Source organism: Mesorhizobium sp. M4B.F.Ca.ET.143.01.1.1, assembly GCF_004792275.1.
Lineage (GTDB): Bacteria > Pseudomonadota > Alphaproteobacteria > Rhizobiales > Rhizobiaceae > Mesorhizobium > Mesorhizobium abyssinicae.
Genome location: NZ_SRSR01000016.1, coordinates 24,664 through 43,361, shown reverse-complemented (window position 1 = coordinate 43,361; position 18,698 = coordinate 24,664). Strand labels below are relative to the sequence as shown.

The following is an 18,698-nucleotide window of genomic DNA, read 5'->3' as shown; positions in this document are numbered from 1 at the left end:
CAGTTATGAAAGCGGTTCGCCTCGAGGACGTCGGCAGCATAGCGCTGCGCGAGGTCGACAAGCCGTCGGCCGGTGCGGACGATCTGCTGGTGCGGATCGAGGCCTGCGGCGTCTGCGGCACCGATCGCCATCTCTTCCACGGCGAGTTTCCTTGCAAGCCGCCGGTGACGCCCGGGCATGAGTTTTCGGGCATCGTCGAAGCGGTCGGGTCGTCGGTGATCGGCTTCTCCGTCGGCGACCGCGTCACCGGCGATCCCAACATCGCCTGCGGGCGATGCCCGCATTGCCATGCCGGGCGGGTCAACCTCTGCCGCAATCTCAATGCCATCGGCATTCATCGCGACGGCGGCTTCGCCGATTATGTCGTGATGCCACAGAAGCAGGCCTTCCTTCTGCCGGCGAGCCTCAAGCCGACGCATGGCGCATTCTGCGAGCCGTTGGCGTGCTGCCTGCACGGCGTCGACCTCGCCGCGATCAAGCCGGGCGGCTCGGTCGTCGTGCTGGGTGGCGGCGTCATCGGCCTGCTTACCGTGCAATTGGCAAGGCTTGCCGGGGCGAAGACCATCGTGCTGTCGACACGCCAGGCCTCGCGCCGCGCGCTCGCCGAGGAGCTCGGCGCGACGGCCTCAGTCGATCCAGGCGCCGGCGACGTTATCGATGCCATTGCCGGACCAGACGGGCTGGTGCCGGGCGGTGTCGACGTGGTGTTCGAATGCGCCGGCGTGCGCGATACGGTCGAGCAGTCGTTGCGGCTGGCGAAGGCCGGCGGCACCGTCGTCATCGTCGGGGTCGTGCCGCAAGGCATGCAGGTGGCGTTCGAGCCCTTCGACCTGCTGTTTCGCGAATTGAAGGTTCTGGGCTCCTTCCTCAACCCCTACACCCACGGCCGCGCCGCCGGGCTCATCGCCTCGGGCGCGATCGAGGTCGACCGGCTGATATCGAGACAGGTATCGCTCGAGGAGGCGCCGGCGGTGATCGCCAATCCGCCCGCGTCGGGCGAGGTCAAGGTGCTGGTGGTGCCAGGCTGAACAAGGCGCCTGCAAAGCCCGGGGCGATCAATCGCCGAAGTCTGCGCCGCCCCTCATCCCCTGCCAGAACCTTCTCCCCGTATAGTGACGGGGAGAAGGGGCTAAGCCCAGCCTACAGCTTGCCCTGGCGCTGCTGGACCATCATGAAGGTGTCGTAGTTGTACTCGGCCACCTGGGCCCAGAGATAGTGCTCCTTGCGGAAGCCCTTGATCGACTCCCAGATCTTCTTGAACGGCGCGTTCGAGGCTTCCATCTCGGCGTAAACCTCGTTCGCCTTCTCGAAGCAGGCGGCCATGATCTCCTGGCTGAACGGCTGCAACTTGGCGCCGCCGGCCACCAGCCGCTTCACCGCCGCCGGATTGAGGAAGTCGTATTTCTGCAGCATGTTGGCGTCGGTTGCCTGCGCCGCGGTCCGCACCAGCGATTTGTAGGACGCCGGCAGCTCTTCATACTTGGCCTTGTTGAACATCAGGTGGACGGTCGGGCCGCCTTCCCACCAGCCGGGATAGTAGTAGTAGGGCGCGACCTTGTAGAAGCCGAGCTTCTCGTCGTCATAGGGGCCGACCCATTCCGCGGCGTCGATGGTGCCTTTCTCCAGCGCCGGGTAGATGTCGCCGCCGGCGATCTGCTGCGGCACGACGCCGAGCTTGGCCACGACCTTGCCGGCAAAGCCGCCGATGCGCATCTTCAGGCCGGAGAGGTCGGCGACGGTGTTGATCTGCTTGCGGAACCAGCCGCCCATCTGCACGCCGGTATTGCCGCCCGGCAGGCCGAAAAGCCCCTGCGTGGCGAGGAATTCGTTGAACAGGTCGATGCCGCCGCCATGATAGTGCCAGGCATTGATGCCGCGCGCGTTGAGCGAGAACGGCACCGCCGCGCCCAGCGCCCATGTCGGGTCCTTGCCCCAGTAGTAGTATGCAACGGTATGGCAGGCCTCGACGGTGCCGGCGGCGGTCGCATCTGCTGCCTGCAGGCCGGGAACCAGCTCGCCGGCGGCGAACACCTGGACCTGGAAATTGCCGTCGGTCGCTTCCGACAGCATCTTGGAGAACACTTCGGCGCCGCCATAGATCGTGTCGAGCGACTTCGGGAAGGACGACGCCAGCCGCCACGTCACCTTCGGATTGGACTGGGCGATTGCCGGAGCGGCAAGCGTGGCCGCCGCCGCCGCGGCGCCGACGCCGGTTACGCCGGCCTTGCGGATGAATGAACGACGATCCATGAAGTTCCTCCCTTTTGGATCAACAGACCAACTTTCGGGGGAATCCTCGATACCCCGGCTCGGCCTGGGTGAGACAATACACGGGCGACAGGTCGAGTCCAGCGCGGCGGCGGCGCCTGGCAACTGCATTGCCGGGAAATCCGCGGGCTTGGGCGAGAACCTGCAACTATAGTCTAACGGCCAGTGGCGTGGCCCATACGACGCGCCGAAACTTGTCATGGAAAAGCGCCTTGGGATCGCCTATTTTGTAGGCAGAATAGTTCCTTAGCTCTCAACGGAAACCGGATCCAAAATGCAGCAGCCGCTCGTCGCCATCTCGACCGACGTCCGCCAATTCGACAACTACACCTGGCATGCTGCCCCGCAGCAATATCTGGAAGCCGCGCTCGTCGGCGCCGGCGTGTTTCCGCTGCTGGTGCCGTCTTTTGGCGACCGGCTCGACTTCGACGAACTCTTGTCGTCGGTCGACGGGGTCATGGTCACCGGCTCGAAGTCCAATGTGCATCCCTCGCTCTACGGCGGCGATGCCAGCGAGCGGAACGGCCCCTACGATCCGGCCCGCGATTCGACCACGCTGCCGCTGATCCGCAAGGCGATCGAGCGCGGTGTGCCGCTGCTCGCCATCTGCCGCGGCATCCAGGAGCTGAACGTGGCGCTGGGCGGCACGCTGGGCACCGAGATCCAGGAGCGCGAGGGATCGCTCGACCACCGCGCGCCGGTGAGCGACAATCAGGACGAGCGCTTCGCCATCCACCAGACGATTTCGATCAAGCCGGGCAGCTGCCTCGCCGGCGTCTTCGGCGCGGGCGAGATCAAGGTCAATTCACTGCATCGCCAGGGGATCGACCGGCTCGGGTCGAAACTGCAAGTCGAGGCGCTCGCCGCCGACGGGACGGTCGAGGCGGTGTCGGTTCGCGACGCCCGCGCGTTCGCGGTCGGCGTTCAGTGGCATCCCGAATATTGGGTCAAGTCGGACGACAACTCGGCCAGGATTTTCCGCGCCTTCGGCGATGCCGTGCGCCTGCATGCGGCGGCGAAAGCAGGCGTCCGCGCGGCGGCGGAGTAGGTCTGCCCAACCTCAATCGTGGTTCAGCGCCAGAAGCGGCGTGACCGGCGCGTAGGATTCGTAGCCGTCGCCATCGGCCACGCTGAAGGTGACGATCGGATCGATGCCGTTCGCGCTGAAGGCCACCGTGCCGTCGGCCTCTTCGCGCCAGAATTTCGCCCGCTCAATGCCGGGCAAAAGCTTGCGGCAGTTGGGGCCGACCGTCAGCAGCGTCAGCCCGCCCGATACCGCGGCGCCGCGCCGGACGGCGCAAGCCGCTTCGTCGCCATTGGCCGTCAATCGGTAGGTGCTGGACGGGGCCGTTTCGCCGGCGATGCTTTCGCCGCTGCCGGCGCGAAAGAGCTGGGCGCCACCCGCCACCGCGGCAACCGCCACCAACACGGGAAGCACTTTCACCTCGTCTCTCCCTACATTAAGCGCGCCGGCGCGCCTCAAACCTGGCCGACCATTCGGCTCTGCCTATGCATAACGAAGTATGCATAGTGATTCCAAATGGTTAACTGTTCGCTAAGAAATATGGCGGGGAGCCACCGGGCTCAGCCGCGCGGCTTGACCTCAACTGTCTCCGGCACCGGGGTCAGCGGCCGGCGCTCGCTGAACCAGGAGATGAGATTGTCGACGCACAGATCCGCCATGGCGCGACGTGTGTGCTCCGACGCCGAGCCGACATGCGGAAGCAGCGAAGTGTTCGGCGCCTCGAGCAGCGCCCTCGGCACGTTCGGTTCGTCGGCAAAGACATCGAGTCCGGCGGCGGCGATGGTGCCGTTGGCAAGGGCGGCGGCAAGCGCAGCCTCGTCCACCGTGCTGCCGCGGCCAATGTTGACGAAGACGCCGTTCGGGCCGAGCGCCGCCAGGATCTCGGCATTGATCGCCTTCTCCGTCGGGGCGCCGCCCGGCGCGATGCAAATCAGCGTGTCGACCGCCTCGGCCAGGCCTTTCAGGGTCGCGTGGTAGCCGTAGGGCAGGCCCTCAACCTTGCGGCGGTTGTGGTAGGAGACCGGCAGGGCGAAAGCCTCCAGCCGGCGGGCGACCGCGAGGCCGATGCGGCCCATGCCGAAGATGCCAACGCTGCGGCCGCGCAAGGTGAGCCGGCTCAGCGGGTAGTGGCCGGTCTTCACCCAGCCGCCGTCGCGCAGCCATTTCTCGGCAGCGTACATTTCGCGCACGGTGTTGATCAGCAGACCGATCGTGGTGTCGGCGACCTCCTCGGTCAGCACGTCCGGCGTGTTGGTCACCATGATGCCGTTTTGCCCGGCATGGCGGGCGTCGACCGAATCATAGCCGACGCCGAAATTCGCGATGATCTCGAGCCGGGGCAGTGCGTCCATCAGGGCTGCGTTGATGCCGCCGAAGCAGGCGATGCCGCGCACCGTCTCGCGCATCTCGTCGGTGACCAGCGACGGATCGGCCCGCTCGATCCCGATCCGCCGGAACGTGCGATCGATGCGGCCGACGGCATGGTCGTTGAAATGGCCGGGCACCAGGATGGCGACCGGCTGCTGTTCGGTCTTGGTCATGCCCGCTCCACCGGCTTGCCGGTCGACTGGCGCACATGCAGTTCCGGCTTGATCAGTTCCTGCGACGGCCGCACCGTCTGTCCATTCAGCTTGTCGAGCAGCGCGCTGGCAGCGCGGCGGCCGACCTCGCGCTGGCCGTTCCAGACCGTCGTCAATGCCGGTGTCGCGATTGCCGCCTCCTCGAGATCGTCATAGCCGGTGACCGAGATGTCGACGCCCGGCACCAGGCCGGCGCGGGCGATGCCGTTCATCAGTCCGATGGCGACGAGATCGTTCCAGCAGCAGGCGGCGGTCGGCTTGTCTTTCAGCGCCAAAAACTGGCCGGCGGCCTCGAACCCGGCCTGTTTGGTGCGCGGGCCGGCGATGCGCCAGGACGGCCTGACCTCCAGCCCCGCCGCCTCCATGGCGTTGAGATAACCCTGGTAACGGTCGCGGCCGGTCGACGTCTGGTCGGTGCCGCCGATCATGGCGATGCGCTTGTGGCCGAGCGAGATCAGGTGGTTGGTGGCCAGCGCCGTGCCATAGGCGTCGTCGCCGCGGAAGACCGGCACGTCGGCCCCGGCGACGCTGCGCGCGATCAGCACCGCCGGCAGGCCGTTGTCCTCGGCCATGACGATGTCCTCGGCCGGCGTGCCGATGGCCGGCGACATGATGACGCCGTCGGCGCCGAGCTGCAGCAGCGTGTCGATGAAGGTGCGCTGCTTTTCGAGCTGGTCGTAGTGGTTGGACAGGATGAAGGTCTGCCGGCTGCGGTCGAGTTCGCTTTCGATCGAGCGCAGGATCTCGGCGAAGAACGGGTTCATGATGTCGTGCACGACGACGCCGACAATGCCTGAGCGCGAGGTGCGCAGGCTGGCGGCGCGGCGATTGTAGATATAGCCGATGGCGCGGGCGTGTTCCTTGATGCGGTCGCGTGTGCTGCCCGCCACCAGCGGGCTGTCGCGCAGCGCCAGCGACACCGTGGCCGTGGACACACCGAGCGCATCCGCGATCGTCGAAAGCTTGATCTTCTGTGCCAGCCCTTCGCTCCCCGAACCGATTTAAACTGTTTAAAGGCGGCTCTTATGCCATCGATCCCCGGCAAATCAAAGTTTTTTTGCCAGGGCTTCGGCCTCTGCGTCCAGCGTCGCGCTGTTGCGCAGGCGAAGCCGGTGTTCGCGATGAATGATGTAAAGGCCGCTGGCGACGATGATGGCAGCCCCCAGCAGCGTCCAGCGGTCGGGAAACTGGTTGAAGATGATCCAGCCGGAAATGATCATCCACACCATCTGCGAATAGGGGTAGGGGGCGAGCGCCGTGGTGGTCGCCAGGCGATAGGCCTGCACCAGCAGCCAATGGCCGGTGGCGCCGAACACGCCGAGCATCAGGAGGATGAACCAGTGCCACCCGTCATGCGGCAACGACACTGAGAACGGCAGCATGGGCAACAGCAGCACGGTCGGCGCCAGTGCCGAGAACAGGATCAGGCTTTCCGAGCTTTCCGTAGCCGACATGCGGCGGGTCATGATGACATAGAAGCTGTTCGACAGCATCGAGCCGAGCGCGAAGAGATGGCCGATGCCGAACACGCCGACGCCCGGCCGGGTGATGATCAGCACGCCGACGAAGCCGGTGAGGATCGCCAGCCAGCGCCGCCAGCCCGCCCATTCGCCGAGCAGCGGACCGGCAAGCGCGGTGATCACCATCGGGCCGAAGAAGTAGATCGATGTCGTCTCCGCCAGTTGCAGGGTTCGCAGCGCGAAAATGTTGCACATGGTCGAGCCGAACAGGAACGCGCCGCGCAGGATATGCGCGGTCAGGTTCCTGGCGCGAAAACGCGACGGCTCGCGCCAGCCGCGCAGGAACACGCCGACAAGCAGCACATGAACGACGAAGCGAGCCCAGGCGACGATCAGCGCCGAGACGCCGGCCAGCACCAGATATTTGCTGCTGGTGTCGAGAAAGGTGAAGCAGACATACACGCACAGCATCAGCAGCATCGCCGCCGGCGGCGTTGCGCTGTCGTCTTGATTTTTGGGAATGCTCAAGGTCGGGCCGAGGAAAGGTAGACGCCACCTTTTGCGGCAATCGCCGCTGGCCGGCAAGCCAAAAGCGACTGGCCCAACAAGCGTCCCCGGACAGGCTCAGTCCAGGCGCTCCGTGGACCAGCGCCTGCGGGCTTCAATCATGACTGCATGCGGGCGCCCTTGACGATCTTGTCGACGAGCTTCTTCTCGGCACGCAGCGCGATGCCGACGACCCTGGCGTCATCGGGCGCGAATTCGGCGAAGACGGCGCGGTTGGCGGCGTCGTGCCCGGTCGAAAACATCTCCTCGACATAGGCCGATGTCGTCACGCCGCGCTCCAGCGCCCGGCGATGGATCGCATTCAGCGTCGGTCCGTCCGCCGACAGCACGATCACCGGCTGGATCGACAGCGGGTTGTAGATGTTGCCGGCACGGTCGCGGTAGGGCTCGCCGATGATCTCCGGGAACTGGGCAACGATGCCGCTGGTGAGGAAGGCGGTGACGTTGAGCTTTTGCCAGACGGCGAGATCGTCCCTGAGCACGATTGCAAATTTCGTATCGAACACCAAGATTCAAGTCTCCGGGAGGCGGCCTGTGAAAGGCCTGGATGAAGCGATGCCACACGATCTAGCCGCGGAGCCTGTGCAGGGTCTTGAACGTTCGTGCTCGGGCGAGGTCACCGGGGACGGTATCGTGTCGGCGCCGGCCGGCACCGGCATCGAGCGCATCGAGGCGCGCTTCCACGGCAATGCCTTCGAATTGCACCGTCACGACACCTATGCCATCGGCGTCACGCTGCACGGCGTCCAGCGCTTCCGCTATCGTGGCGCGCTGCGGCACAGCCTGCCCGGCCAGGTGATCGTGCTGCATCCCGACGAGTTGCACGATGGCGGCGCCGGCACGGAGGACGGACTGCGCTACAGGATCCTGTATCTCGAACCGTCGCTGCTCATCGATTGCCTGGAAGGCGCGCCGCTGCCTTTCGTTGAGGATGCGGTGGTGAGTGATCCGGCGCTGCGCGGCACGCTGCTGTCGGCGCTGGCGCCGCTGGAGGAAGAATTGGACGAGCTGTTCGTCGCCGATTTCATCGCGCGGCTGGCGCGGAACCTCGGTCGACATGCCGGGCAGCCGGCGAAGCCGATGGGAAAGACGGCATGGCGCGCCGCAGCACTTGCGCGCGATTATCTCGAGGAGAATGCCGGGCGGCCGGTGCGGTCAGGTGAACTGGAAGCCGTTACCGGCCTCGACCGCTACGCCCTCTCGCGCCATTTCCGCGCCACTTACGCCACCAGCCCGCATCGCTTCCTCGTCATGCGCCGGCTGCAGCGGGCGCGCCGGATGATCGAGGCGGGCGAGCCGCTGGCCGAAATCGCCGTTGCCGCCGGCTTCAGCGACCAGAGCCATTTCAACCGTCATTTCAAGAAGGCGTTCGGGCTAACGCCCGGGCGTTGGTCGGCGCTGGTGCAAAGCGCGACGCGCAGCGTCGTCGCTCAACCGCGAGACGCCCAGTGATAGCTCTCAGGCGCGACGCGCAGCGTCGTCGCCCTTTCCGCTAAGCCGCCGATGCTAGGGCGCTACTTGAAGCGACCATGCTCACCGCGTCGCTGGTTAAAGGGCAACGCTGGCGCACTGCGACGACGCTTCGCGTCGCGCTTACGCGTCGCTGCGAGACGACGCTGACGCGTCGCTCGTTAATCATCCAGCTCGGCGTCGTCGTCGATGAGCACCAGATCTTCGTTCGAAAGATTGGCTTCGACCCGGGCGAGCAGTTTGAACAGCGCCTTCTGGTCCTTCTTGTCGAGGCCCTTCAGCGCCTGCTTCTCGGTCTTCTTCACCGATTTCTCGATGGCGTGGATGATGTCGCGGCCGGTATCGGTGAGGAAGATGTGGGCCTGGCGGGCATCGGCGTTGGAGGCGCGCTTTTCGAGAAAACCCTGCGCCTGCAACCGGTTGATGGTCTTGGTGATGGTCGGCGGGCGCACGCCCAGGCGGCCGGCGAGGTTGCCGGGCGTCTGGCCGTCCTCGCGATCGAGCGCCAGCATGATCTGGTCCTGCCCGGCATAGAAACCATGCCCCAGAAGCCGCGCGGCGAGCGCCGTGCGCGCCAGTCGCGCCGCCGAATGCAGCCGGCTCATTGTCGCTGTCTTGTCCGCCTTGGCCATGGTCATCCCTCTTCGGCCGAACCGGTGCCGACAGCATAGAGGCTGCCTGCCGGTTGGCAATCGACGATCAAAAAGAATCCGGCTTGCAGAACAGCTTTGCCGGCAAGCATTGCGATGTCCGCCGAGGTGATGCCAGATGTTTATTTCAGTTAGATGACAAACGACTTTTCCCCTGGGGGAAGGCTTTCCGACGGGCGCGTCGAGGCGTGCAAAACCGAGCCTCAGCCGGACTTCACCGCGACGACCAGCAGCGCCTGGTAGGCGTCCGCCGCCTCGCGCAAGGCCGCCTGCGCCAGCGGTCCCGCGCGTCTCGCGATGCCGTCCCGCGCATTCGACGTGTCGCGCTTGCCGGCGCGCTCGGCATAGGGCGGCACGGACGCAAAGATCTGATCGCTGAGCGCGTCGGGGAAGAACAGCTGGCCGGTCATCGTCGAGCTGTCGTCCAGGAAGATCTTGAAGTGGATATGGGTGGTGCGGCCGCGATACCACCCGGGATAGATGGTGGCGAAGGACACGATGCCGCGTTCGTCCGTCTTCTGCCAGCCGCGCAGGAAAGTCTGGCCTGACGTGTCGACATCCTGGCCGTCGCCCTGGCCCGGATAGCCGGAATAGTGGCCTTGCGCGTCGCAATGCCAGACATCGACGCGCGCCCCTGCCAGCGGCCGGCAGGTGGCATCGACCACCTGCAGCTTCACAGTCAGGCCGACACCGCTCTTTCCCTCGGCGATGTCGGCGCGTTCGAGCTTCGGGTCGAAGTAGAACGGCCCCTCGGTCGCCTCGGGCGTGATGGCGCAAACGCCGGCGCCGGCATCGAAAAGGGCAAGCCCGGCATAGGGCGAAACCTGCGCCGCTGGCGCGGTGGACGGCATAAAGCTGCCGCCGCCGGCGGTGACGGCAATCAGGCCGAGCGCCCGGCGCCGGGAGATTGGCAAGGAAGCTCGCTTGTCGGACATCTGGCGCCTTTCCGGCCTGCTGCCTGGCCCATCGGTTTGCCGCGTGCAAATGCGTGGCACACACCCTATATGGAGCCGACACTCCCCTTTTCGAAGCCCGGATTTTCCGAGGCAGTAAGACTTTTCGAGGCAAGACATGAGCCAAGCGCAGACGCAGATCCCCGTAACCGTGCTGACCGGCTACCTCGGCGCCGGCAAGACGACCCTGCTCAACCGCATCCTGTCGGAGAACCACGGCAAGCGTTATGCCGTCATCGTCAACGAGTTCGGCGAGATCGGCATCGACAACGACCTGATCGTAGAATCCGACGAGGAAATCTACGAGATGAACAATGGCTGCGTCTGCTGCACGGTGCGCGGCGACCTGATCCGCGTCGTCGAGGGCCTGATGCGCCGTCCCGGCCGCTTCGACGCCATCGTCGTCGAGACCACGGGCCTCGCCGATCCGGTGCCGGTGGCGCAGACCTTCTTCATGGACGACGATGTGCGTTCCAAGACCAAGCTCGACGCCGTGGTGGCGCTGGTCGACGCCAAGCACCTGCCGCTCAGGCTGAAGGATTCCAAGGAGGCCGAGGACCAGATCGCCTTCGCCGACGTGGTGGTGCTCAACAAGACCGACCTCGTCACGCCGGACGAACTCGCCAAGGTCGAGGCGACGATCCGCGCCATCAACCCGTCGGCCCGGATCCACCGTACCACGCGCGCCGGTGTCGCGCTGGCCGAGGTGCTCGATCGCGGCGCCTTCGACCTTGCCCGCGCGCTGGAGAACGACCCGCATTTCCTCGAAGCGCACGACCATGATCACGATCACCACGATCATGACCATGATCACCATGACCATGACCACGATCACCATCATGACCATGCGCATCCTTCCGATATCCATGACGTGACGGTGCAGTCGGTGTCGCTGCGCGGCGGCGAGATGGATCCGAAGAAGTTCTTCCCGTGGATCGAGAAGATCACCCAGATGGAAGGCCCCAACATCCTGCGGCTGAAAGGCATCATCGCGCTGAAAGGCGACGATGAGCGCTACGTCATCCAGGGCGTCCACATGATCATCGAGGGCGACCACCAGCGCGCTTGGAAGGATGGCGAGAAGCACGAGAGCCGGCTGGTCTTCATCGGCCGCGAGCTCGACGAAGAGCGACTCAGGAAGAGCTTCGAGGCCTGCCAGACGGCTTGAACGTTCGGGAGAGGACAGGCTGCTTAGGGCGATCGAAGCACTGCCAAGCATTCTGTAGCGACAATTTCCAACCGTTGGCGCCGCCCCTCATCCGCCTGCCGGCACCTTCTCCCCGTATAGTGACGGGGAGAAGAAGGCTGGCCGCGATGTCGACGCCTATTCTGTAGCGCTGAAGATTGGCGAGATCATCCGCGACAGCCCTCTTTCTCCCCGTCACTATACGGGGAGAAATGTCCGGCAGGACAATGAGGGGCGGCGCCATCGCTGGCGAATATCCCCCTCATGGTTGCCGGACGTACAAACGTCGAGTAAGCCGCCTTCTGCACTTTCACCAGACAAAGATAGCCATGCCCACTGTCGCCCCGCTTGATCTCGAAGGCCATTGCGTCGCCGCCGTCTTCCTCGGCGATGTGCCGCATTTCGCGCTCGCCGATGGCACAATCCACCGCCTCGACAACGGCCATAAGACCGTTCAGGCCAATGACGGACTGCTTGCCTCCTTTCACGATGCCGCCAATGACCGGCTGATCACCGGCGGCGAGGACGGCAAGGTCTTTTCGATCACCGCGGGCGGCAACGTCGAGGAACTGGCGAGCGCCGGCAGGAAATGGATCACCAGCATCGCCGCCGGCCCGCAGGGCGCGATTGCCTTTGCTTCGGGCAAGACCGCCTTCGTGCGCTTCGCCGACGGCAAGACCAAGGAATTCGCCCACCCGCGCTCGGTCGAGGGACTGGCCTTCTCGCCCAAGGGCATGCGCTTCGGCGTCGCCCGCTACAATGGCGCGACGCTGCATTTCCCCGCCGCCGAGGGCAAGCCGGTGGAGCTCGAATGGGCCGGCGCCCATACCGGCATCACCTTCTCGCCGGACGGCGCCTTCCTTGTCACCACGATGCAGGAAAACGCGCTGCACGGCTGGAAGCTCGCCGACGGCAAGCACATGCGCATGAGCGGCTATCCGGCAAAGGTCAAAAGCCTGTCATGGGCGCCGAAGGGCAAATGGCTGGCGAGCTCGGGCGCGCCGGCGGCGATCGTCTGGCCGTTTACCGGCAAAGACGGACCGATGGGCAAGGCACTGCTGGAGCTCGGCACGCGCGGCAACGCCATGGTGACCACGGTCGCCTGCCATCCGAGCCAGGATGTGGTGGCGATCGGCTATGACGACGGCATGGTGATGGCGGTGCGCTTCGCCGACGCCAAGGAAGTGCTGCTGCGCCGCCCGGGCAAGGGCGCCATCACCGCGATGATGTGGGACAGGCAAGAGCGCCGCGTCGTCTTCGGCAGCGCCGCCGGCGACTGCGGCGTAATCGATATTTCCGCATAGCCGCGGCTATTCTGCCCCGCAGGATACTTTGCCTTTGACTTCAACCGGCTTGCCGTCCTGGTCCGTATCCGCCGCGGCGTCGTAGATGGCGAGCGTATAGCGCCCGTCATAGACGCCTTCGTCGCTGGTCTTGGTCAGGATCGTCAGTTCGACCGAGTTGATATGTTCAGCGACTTCGTGCTCGCGATAGATGTTCAGCCGCAATTCCTCGCCGTCGAGCCAGTATTGCGTCAGGTTGGAATCCTCGAAGACGGTCTTGCGCAGGCTGTCGCCGGCAGGCCTGCCGAGAATTTCGAGATCGCCGCGAAAATTGAACGTCGGCCCGCCCATGCCCCTGGTGACGCCGGCCTCGACCTGGAATATTGCCCCCGCATCCTCGGCGGAGCACCAGATGCCGCCGCTCGCAAGGGCCGAGCCAGCCGACAGAAGCAATGTCGCAGTGCAAATGATCGCCCGCATTTTTCTCCCCCAGAACCAAGCCACGCCCTTATTGATGCCGGGCTTTGCCTCGAGGTCAAGCGCCAGCCGGCTGCCGCTGAACCAATGCACGGCAAGCAGGCGGCCAATTGCGGTTTGAGACGGCGATTGTCTACAGTGAACGGCGAGAGGGGTCTTCATGCATTCAACCAGCCATTCAAAGACGTCGATCGGCGGCATCAGCCGCGAGCGCATTGCCATGCTGCGCGACACGGAGGCTGAGGTTTTCCGCAAGGCACGGCCGAAATCCGAGGCCAAGGCCGGCAACGGTCTGCCCGGCTTTTTCGGCGGCGTGCCGATGCATTGGATGAACGATTGGCCGACGCCGTTTCCGATCCTTGTCGACAGCGCCAGGGGCGCCACCATCACCGATATCGACGGCAACCGGCTCGACGATTTCTGCCTCGGCGACACCGGTTCGATGTTCGGCCATTCGCCGCCGCCGGTCGCCCGCGCCATCCGCCGACAGTCCGGGCACGGTCTGACCTATATGCTGCCCAGCGAGGATGCGCTGGCCATCGGCCCGCTGCTCCAGCAGCGCTTCGGGCTGCCGTTCTGGCAGATCGCCACCACCGCGACCGACGCCAACCGTTTCGCGCTGCGCGTCGCCCGCGCGGTGACCGGGCGCGAGAAGATACTGGTCTTCAACGGCTGCTATCACGGCTCGGTCGACGAGACGATGGTGCGGCTGGTTGACGGCAAGCCGGTGAACCGGCCGGGCCTGGCGGGCGAGTTCCGCGACCTGACGCGGGCAACGAAGATCGTGGAATTCAACGATGTCGCCGCACTGGAAGCGGCGCTCGCCGACAGGGATGTCGCCTGCGTCATCACCGAGCCGGTGCTGACCAACTCCTGCATGGTGCTGCCCGAGCCGGGCTTCCACGACGCGCTGCGGCGCCTCACCCGCGCCGCCGGCACGCTGCTTTTGATCGACGAGACGCACACCATCTCCACCGGTCCCGGCGGCTACACCAAGAAGCACGGGCTGGAGCCCGATCTCTTCGTCCTCGGCAAGCCGGTCGCCGGCGGCGTGCCGGCGAGCGTCTGGGGCCTGAGCGACGAGATCGCCAGCCGCTACGCCGCCTACAACCGGACCAAGGAGCCCGGCTATTCCGGCATGGGCACGACGCTGTCGGCCAACCCGCTGCAATTCGCCACGATGCGCGCGGCACTCGAAGAGGTGATGACCGAGGCGGCCTATGCCCGCATGGACCGGCTGGCGCGGCGGCTCGATGCCGGGCTGACCGCCGTCATCGACCGCTGCCGTCTGCCCTGGCATGTCGCCCGCGTCGGCGCCCGTGTCGAGTTCATCTGCGCGCCGGGACCACTGCGCAACGGCGGCGAGGCGGAGGCGGCGCAGCGCCGGAGCTGGAAGCCGCCATTCATGTCGCGCTGGTCAACCAGGGCGTGCTGATCGCGCCCTTCCACAACATGATGCTGATCTCGCCGGCGACGACGGCGGCCCAGGTCAACCGGCTGATCACCGCTTTCGCCGCCGTTGCGGCAAGGCTTGCGGCATGAGACAAGCGGCATGAGACAAGTGGCATGAGACAAGTGGCATGAGACAAGCGGCTGGAAGATCGGCGGCCAGCCAAAGCAGAGTTCCATCATGACTTCACCTTCGGGCTCGACGCCCACCGAGGCGAAAGCCTTTCTCGACACCCATCCGGAAATCGAGGCTTTCGACATCGTCTTGACCGACGCCAACGGCATCGGCCGCGGCAAGATCGTGCGCCGGCACGAGTTGATGGGCATTTTCGAGGGCGGCCGGCACCTGCCGATCTCGATCCTCGGCCTCGACATCACCGGCGAGGACGTGCACGAGACCGGCCTGGTCTGGGACACCGGCGACGGCGACCTCCGCGCATGGCCGATCCCCGGCACGCTGGTGCCGCTGCACGGCACCAGCCCGCCGCGCGGCCAGGTGCTGATGGCGATGTACCATCTCGACGGGCAGCCGATGAGCTCCGATCCCCGTCTGGCGCTCAAGCGGCAGGTCGAGCGCCTGGCGGCCAAGGGCCTGCATCCGGCCGGCGCCTTCGAGCTCGAATTTTTTCTTCTCGCCAATGAGCGCGATGCCGACGGCAAGGTGCAGCCGGCGCATGCCGTTCTCGACGGGCGCCGCTCGGCCAAGACCGAGGTCTATTCGGTTGACCATTTGCACGGCATGGAGCCGCTGTTTTCCGACATCTATGCCGCCGCCAGGGTACAAGGCATTCCGGCCGAGACGGTGATTTCCGAATATGCGCCGGGCCAATACGAGCTGACGCTGAACTACCGCAAGGACGTGATGCGGGCGGCCGACGACCTCGTCATGCTGAAGCGTCTGGTCAGGGCACAGGCGCGCCGCCACGGCGTCACCGCTTGCTTCATGGCCAAGCCGATCGAGAAATATGCCGGTTCCGGCATGCATTTCCATGTCTCGTTGCAAGACGATGCCGGCACGAACGTCTTCGCCGAGGCCGAAGGCGAAAAGTGGTCGCCGAAACTGCTGAGCGCCCTCGGCGGCCTGATCCAGACCATGGCGGAATCGATGCTGGTGTTTGCGCCGCATGCCAATTCCTGGCGGCGCTTCGTCTCCCAGTCCTACGCGCCGGTGGCGCCGACCTGGGGCGTCAACAACCGTTCGGTGGCGCTGCGCGTGCCTGCGGGCGACGCCAGGAACAGGCGCATCGAGCATCGGCCGTCGGGCGTCGACGCCAATCCCTATCTGGTGGCGGCGACGGTGCTGGCCGGTGTCTCCAGGGGGCTCGACGAAGGCCTCGATCCCGGGCCGGAAACCACCGGCAACGGCTATGAGCAGGCGGCCGGGCACAGCGCCATGCCGGTGGACTGGCGCGCCGCAATCGAGGCGGCGAGGGCATCGAGCTTCCTGAAGGAAGCGCTCGGCGCCGACCTGCACAAGACCTTCGTCGCCATCAAGCAGGCCGAATATCTGCGCGTCGCCCGCACCGTCAGCGAGCTCGACTACCACCTCTATCTGCACGAGGTCTGAGCGGAACCATAGCCCGCCCGGTCCATTTCACCCTGGAATGGATGAGGCACAGGATGGCCGCAACGACCCAGGCAAAGGCACCGGCCAGGCGCGGTTCGGACGATATCGAGCCGACACCCGGCGAGAAGGCGTCGATCGGCGACTTGCGCGAGGCGGCGAAAGCCTGTCGCCGTTGCCCGCTCTGGCGCAATGCGACGCAGACCGTCTTCGGCGAAGGACCGGACAGCGCCGAGCTTGTGTTCGTCGGCGAGCAGCCGGGCGACCAGGAGGATCTGGCCGGCAAACCGTTCGTCGGACCGGCCGGAAGGATCTTCGACGCCACGCTAGAGGATGCCGATATCGAGCGGCAGAAGGTCTACGTCACCAACGCAGTCAAACACTTCAAATTCGAGCCGCGCGGCAAGCGCCGAATCCATTCCAAGCCGAATGCCGGCGAGGTCCAGGCCTGCCGCTGGTGGCTGGACAGTGAACTCGATCTGATCAAGCCAAATCTGGTGGTGGCGCTCGGCGCGACGGCGGCGCAGTCGCTGCTCGGCAAGGCCGTGCCGGTGACGAAGATGCGCGGCGAGGTGATTGAGCGCGAGGACGGACTGCGCATCTTCGTCACCATCCATCCCTCCTTCATCCTGCGCATCCGCGAACAGGCGGACCAGCAAGCCGAACGGGAACGATTCTTCAAGGACATGAGCAAGGTGAAGCGGCTGATGGCGGTTTGATCAATTATGCTTCGGCGCGCCTCTTCGGATGCCCTCAACATTGATTAACAAGCATCGACAAGTTCGCGCCGCCCCTCATTGCCCTACCGGGCATTTCTCCCCGTATAGTGACGGGGAGAAAGACGCTGCCGCGCATGATTTCGCCAACCACAAATATAGCAGAATTAGCGCAGACGTTCGCAGCCAGTTGCCTTCTCCCCGTCACTATACGGGGAGAAGGTGCCGGCAGGCGGATGAGGGGCAGCGCCGACGCTTGCGCAAGGGCAATGCGGCACGCGTTAACGGACGAGAATCGCTCTCAAATCATTGACATTCGTGCCCGTCGGCCCCGGGACAAAGAGATCACCCACCGCATTGAAGGCCGTCCAGGCATTGTTGCCGGCGAGCATCGCCTTGGCGTCGATGCCGGCGGCGCGCATGCGCGACACCGTCGAGCCGTCGGCGAATGCGCCGGCATTGTCTTCCGAGCCGTCGATGCCGTCGGTGTCGGCCGCCAGCGCGTGAATGCCGTCCACGCCGCCAATGGCGATCGCAAAGGCGAGCAGGAATTCCGAATTGCGGCCGCCCTTGCCTTTTGCCCGCAGCGTCACCGTCGTCTCGCCGCCCGACAGGATCAGCACCGGCTTGGCAAACGGACGCTCGCGCGTCGCCACCTCGCGCGCGATGGCGGCATGAACGCCGCCCACCTCGCGCGCCTCGCCCTCGATGGAATCGGAGAGGATGACGGCTTCTATCCCCTGCCGCCTGGCCTCGGCGGCGGCGGCTTCCAGCGACACGCCCGCCGACGCGATCAGATGCACTTCATTGTCGGCGAAGACCGGATCGTCCGGGCGCGGCGCGTCCGCTGCCGGCGAATTGATGTGCGCCATGACCGAGGCCGGCAGCTTCATGCCGTAGGCTGATATCGATGCCAGCGCATCCTCGCGGCTGCCGGTGTCGGGAACCGTCGGCCCGGACGCGACGAGGGCCGGATTGTCGCCGGGAATGTCGGAGACGACCAGCGACACCACCCTGGCCGGATGCGCCGCGGCCGCGAGCCGGCCGCCCTTGATGGTCGAGACATGCTTGCGGATCGTGTTCATCGCCGCGATCGGCGCGCCGGAGGCGAGCAGCGCCTCGTTGACGGCGATCTCGTCGGCCAGTGTCAGGCCGGGAGCAGGCGAGGGCAAAAGAGCCGAACCGCCGCCGGAGATCAGCGCCACCACCAGATCGTCCACCGTCAGCCCGCGCACCTTGTCCAGCAGCCGGCGCGAGGCCTCAAGGCCGGCTGCATCCGGCACCGGATGCGCCGCCTCGATGATCTCGATGCGCTCGCATTTCGCGCCATAGCCGTAGCGGGTGACGACCAGCCCGTCGATCGGGCCGTCCCACACCTTCTCGAAGGCGGCGGCCATCTGCGCCGAGCCCTTGCCGGCGCCGATGACGATGGTGCGGCCCTTCGGCCTTGCCGGCAGATGGTCGCGGATCGTCTTTTCGGGATCGGCGGCGGCGACCGCGGCGTTGAAGATCGACGTCAGGAAGGATTTGGGGTCTGTCATTGTGCTTCCGGCGCCAGGGCCAATTGCTTGCGGTCGGCGCCCAGATGCGCGCACAGCGCGTCGACCACCACGCCGTGGTCCTCGCGCTCCGGCAGGCCCGAGACGGCGATCACGCCGATCACGCCGGCGCCGTTGACGGTGACGGGAAAGCCGCCGCCGGCCAGCACGTAGTCGGCGACATCCAGCCCCTCGCCGACCTTGAAGGTGCGGTCGGGGCGCTGCTGCTCCAGCACCATGCGATAGGTGCTTTTGAGGAACCGCTTCACCACATTGATCTTGCGCCGCGCCCAGTCGGGATTGGAGGCGTTCGAACCCGGCATCGCCGCGTAGAACAGCGGCCGGTCGAAGGTTCTGATGTCGACGATGATCGGCAGGTCCTCGGCCAGCGCCCGCTTGCGGATCGCCGAGCCGATCTCGAAGGCGACGGCCTCGTCGAAGGCAGGAAAGACCAGCGTGGCTTCCTGTTTCTTGATCAGAGCGATGTCGTCGGCAACGGCCATGTCGTTCCCC

18 protein-coding genes and 1 pseudogene are annotated in these 18,698 nt (G+C 65.7%); 8 read left to right on the top strand and 11 right to left on the bottom strand.

All coding sequences use genetic code 11. The features are described 5' to 3' along the window. Positions 1 to 5 precede the first annotated feature (5 nt). Positions 6 to 1,028, top strand: coding sequence for a zinc-dependent alcohol dehydrogenase family protein (locus EN786_RS28795; RefSeq protein WP_127309654.1), 1,023 nt, complete (start codon positions 6 to 8; stop codon positions 1,026 to 1,028). A gap of 112 nt (positions 1,029 to 1,140) precedes the next feature. Here EN786_RS28795 and EN786_RS28790 read toward each other — a convergent pair whose 3' ends face one another. Then, entirely contained in the window at positions 1,141 to 2,250 is a 1,110-nt protein-coding gene (locus tag EN786_RS28790; protein WP_127287189.1) for a TRAP transporter substrate-binding protein, read from the bottom strand. Positions 2,251 to 2,542: 292 nt separating this feature from the next. Between EN786_RS28790 and EN786_RS28785 the strand changes: the two genes are divergently transcribed. Then, a complete protein-coding gene (locus tag EN786_RS28785; protein WP_127309655.1) occupies positions 2,543 to 3,316 on the top strand; it encodes a gamma-glutamyl-gamma-aminobutyrate hydrolase family protein in 774 nt (257 codons plus the stop codon). 12 nt (positions 3,317 to 3,328) lie between these two features. On the opposite strand, the gene EN786_RS28780 is transcribed toward EN786_RS28785, so the two are convergent. From EN786_RS28780 to EN786_RS28760, 5 genes are all read right to left on the bottom strand, one after another. Further along, a complete protein-coding gene (locus EN786_RS28780; RefSeq protein WP_127309656.1) occupies positions 3,329 to 3,712 on the bottom strand; it encodes a hypothetical protein in 384 nt (127 codons plus the stop codon). A gap of 140 nt (positions 3,713 to 3,852) precedes the next feature. Beyond that, positions 3,853 to 4,833, bottom strand: coding sequence for a 2-hydroxyacid dehydrogenase (locus EN786_RS28775; protein WP_127309657.1), 981 nt, complete (start codon positions 4,831 to 4,833; stop codon positions 3,853 to 3,855). Beyond that, entirely contained in the window at positions 4,830 to 5,852 is a 1,023-nt protein-coding gene (locus EN786_RS28770; RefSeq protein WP_127285869.1) for a LacI family DNA-binding transcriptional regulator, read from the bottom strand. Before EN786_RS28770 ends, EN786_RS28775 begins: the two co-directional genes overlap by 4 nt. 66 nt (positions 5,853 to 5,918) lie before the next feature. Continuing rightward, positions 5,919 to 6,803, bottom strand: coding sequence for a DMT family transporter (locus tag EN786_RS28765; RefSeq protein ID WP_187331356.1), 885 nt, complete (start codon positions 6,801 to 6,803; stop codon positions 5,919 to 5,921). Positions 6,804 to 6,997: 194 nt separating this feature from the next. Continuing rightward, positions 6,998 to 7,405, bottom strand: a complete 408-nt coding sequence (locus EN786_RS28760) for a DUF2000 family protein (protein ID WP_127285867.1) — start codon at positions 7,403 to 7,405, stop codon at positions 6,998 to 7,000. Between the two features lie 49 nt (positions 7,406 to 7,454). On the opposite strand from EN786_RS28760, the gene EN786_RS28755 reads away from it, so the two are divergent. Continuing rightward, positions 7,455 to 8,351: an AraC family transcriptional regulator gene (locus EN786_RS28755; protein ID WP_127309658.1), complete on the top strand. Its 897-nt coding sequence runs from the start codon at positions 7,455 to 7,457 to the stop codon at positions 8,349 to 8,351. 179 nt (positions 8,352 to 8,530) lie between these two features. Here EN786_RS28755 and EN786_RS28750 read toward each other — a convergent pair whose 3' ends face one another. Continuing rightward, positions 8,531 to 9,001: a MarR family winged helix-turn-helix transcriptional regulator gene (locus tag EN786_RS28750; protein WP_127309659.1), complete on the bottom strand. Its 471-nt coding sequence runs from the start codon at positions 8,999 to 9,001 to the stop codon at positions 8,531 to 8,533. 221 nt (positions 9,002 to 9,222) lie between these two features. After that, a complete protein-coding gene (locus EN786_RS28745) occupies positions 9,223 to 9,954 on the bottom strand; it encodes an intradiol ring-cleavage dioxygenase (RefSeq protein WP_127309660.1) in 732 nt (243 codons plus the stop codon). Between the two features lie 136 nt (positions 9,955 to 10,090). On the opposite strand from EN786_RS28745, the gene EN786_RS28740 reads away from it, so the two are divergent. Continuing rightward, the gene (locus EN786_RS28740; protein WP_127309661.1) at positions 10,091 to 11,140 is read left to right on the top strand and encodes a GTP-binding protein; all 1,050 of its coding nucleotides are present in this window, start codon (positions 10,091 to 10,093) and stop codon (positions 11,138 to 11,140) included. A gap of 347 nt (positions 11,141 to 11,487) precedes the next feature. Further along, the gene (locus tag EN786_RS28730) at positions 11,488 to 12,462 is read left to right on the top strand and encodes a WD40 repeat domain-containing protein (RefSeq protein WP_127309662.1); all 975 of its coding nucleotides are present in this window, start codon (positions 11,488 to 11,490) and stop codon (positions 12,460 to 12,462) included. 6 nt (positions 12,463 to 12,468) lie between these two features. Here the strand turns inward: EN786_RS28730 and EN786_RS28725 are convergent, their stop codons facing one another. After that, a complete protein-coding gene (locus EN786_RS28725) occupies positions 12,469 to 12,921 on the bottom strand; it encodes a hypothetical protein (RefSeq protein ID WP_127309663.1) in 453 nt (150 codons plus the stop codon). Between the two features lie 157 nt (positions 12,922 to 13,078). Between EN786_RS28725 and EN786_RS28720 the strand changes: the two are divergent. The 3 genes and pseudogenes from EN786_RS28720 (at position 13,079) to EN786_RS28710 (ending at position 16,650) form a co-directional block, all read left to right on the top strand. Continuing rightward, positions 13,079 to 14,460, top strand: a pseudogene (locus EN786_RS28720) (aspartate aminotransferase family protein). A gap of 88 nt (positions 14,461 to 14,548) precedes the next feature. Further along, complete coding sequence (locus EN786_RS28715) at positions 14,549 to 15,934, top strand: glutamine synthetase family protein (RefSeq protein WP_127309665.1); 1,386 nt, start codon at positions 14,549 to 14,551, stop codon at positions 15,932 to 15,934. A 53-nt stretch (positions 15,935 to 15,987) separates the two neighbouring features. Further along, positions 15,988 to 16,650, top strand: a complete 663-nt coding sequence (locus tag EN786_RS28710; protein WP_127309666.1) for a UdgX family uracil-DNA binding protein — start codon at positions 15,988 to 15,990, stop codon at positions 16,648 to 16,650. 278 nt (positions 16,651 to 16,928) lie between these two features. Here EN786_RS28710 and EN786_RS28700 read toward each other — a convergent pair whose 3' ends face one another. After that, the gene (locus EN786_RS28700; protein ID WP_135909150.1) at positions 16,929 to 18,188 is read right to left on the bottom strand and encodes a glycerate kinase; all 1,260 of its coding nucleotides are present in this window, start codon (positions 18,186 to 18,188) and stop codon (positions 16,929 to 16,931) included. Then, a complete protein-coding gene (locus tag EN786_RS28695) occupies positions 18,185 to 18,688 on the bottom strand; it encodes a heme-degrading domain-containing protein (RefSeq protein ID WP_127311311.1) in 504 nt (167 codons plus the stop codon). Before EN786_RS28695 ends, EN786_RS28700 begins: the two co-directional genes overlap by 4 nt. Positions 18,689 to 18,698: the final 10 nt, after the last annotated feature.

Excerpts from the sequence above, each read along its gene's own strand:
- EN786_RS28795 (WP_127309654.1), top strand. The coding sequence starts at position 6 with ATGAAAGCGGTTCGCCTCGAGGACGTCGGCAGCATAGCGCTGCGCGAG.
- EN786_RS28790 (WP_127287189.1), bottom strand. The coding sequence starts at position 2,250 with ATGGATCGTCGTTCATTCATCCGCAAGGCCGGCGTAACCGGCGTCGGC.
- EN786_RS28785 (WP_127309655.1), top strand. The coding sequence starts at position 2,543 with ATGCAGCAGCCGCTCGTCGCCATCTCGACCGACGTCCGCCAATTCGAC.
- EN786_RS28775 (WP_127309657.1), bottom strand. The coding sequence starts at position 4,833 with ATGACCAAGACCGAACAGCAGCCGGTCGCCATCCTGGTGCCCGGCCAT.
- EN786_RS28765 (WP_187331356.1), bottom strand. The coding sequence starts at position 6,803 with ATGCTGTGCGTGTATGTCTGCTTCACCTTTCTCGACACCAGCAGCAAA.
- EN786_RS28755 (WP_127309658.1), top strand. The coding sequence starts at position 7,455 with ATGCCACACGATCTAGCCGCGGAGCCTGTGCAGGGTCTTGAACGTTCG.
- EN786_RS28750 (WP_127309659.1), bottom strand. The coding sequence starts at position 9,001 with ATGGCCAAGGCGGACAAGACAGCGACAATGAGCCGGCTGCATTCGGCG.
- EN786_RS28745 (WP_127309660.1), bottom strand. The coding sequence starts at position 9,954 with ATGTCCGACAAGCGAGCTTCCTTGCCAATCTCCCGGCGCCGGGCGCTC.
- EN786_RS28740 (WP_127309661.1), top strand. The coding sequence starts at position 10,091 with ATGAGCCAAGCGCAGACGCAGATCCCCGTAACCGTGCTGACCGGCTAC.
- EN786_RS28730 (WP_127309662.1), top strand. The coding sequence starts at position 11,488 with ATGCCCACTGTCGCCCCGCTTGATCTCGAAGGCCATTGCGTCGCCGCC.
- EN786_RS28725 (WP_127309663.1), bottom strand. The coding sequence starts at position 12,921 with ATGCGGGCGATCATTTGCACTGCGACATTGCTTCTGTCGGCTGGCTCG.
- EN786_RS28715 (WP_127309665.1), top strand. The coding sequence starts at position 14,549 with ATGACTTCACCTTCGGGCTCGACGCCCACCGAGGCGAAAGCCTTTCTC.
- EN786_RS28710 (WP_127309666.1), top strand. The coding sequence starts at position 15,988 with ATGGCCGCAACGACCCAGGCAAAGGCACCGGCCAGGCGCGGTTCGGAC.
- EN786_RS28700 (WP_135909150.1), bottom strand. The coding sequence starts at position 18,188 with ATGACAGACCCCAAATCCTTCCTGACGTCGATCTTCAACGCCGCGGTC.
- EN786_RS28695 (WP_127311311.1), bottom strand. The coding sequence starts at position 18,688 with ATGGCCGTTGCCGACGACATCGCTCTGATCAAGAAACAGGAAGCCACG.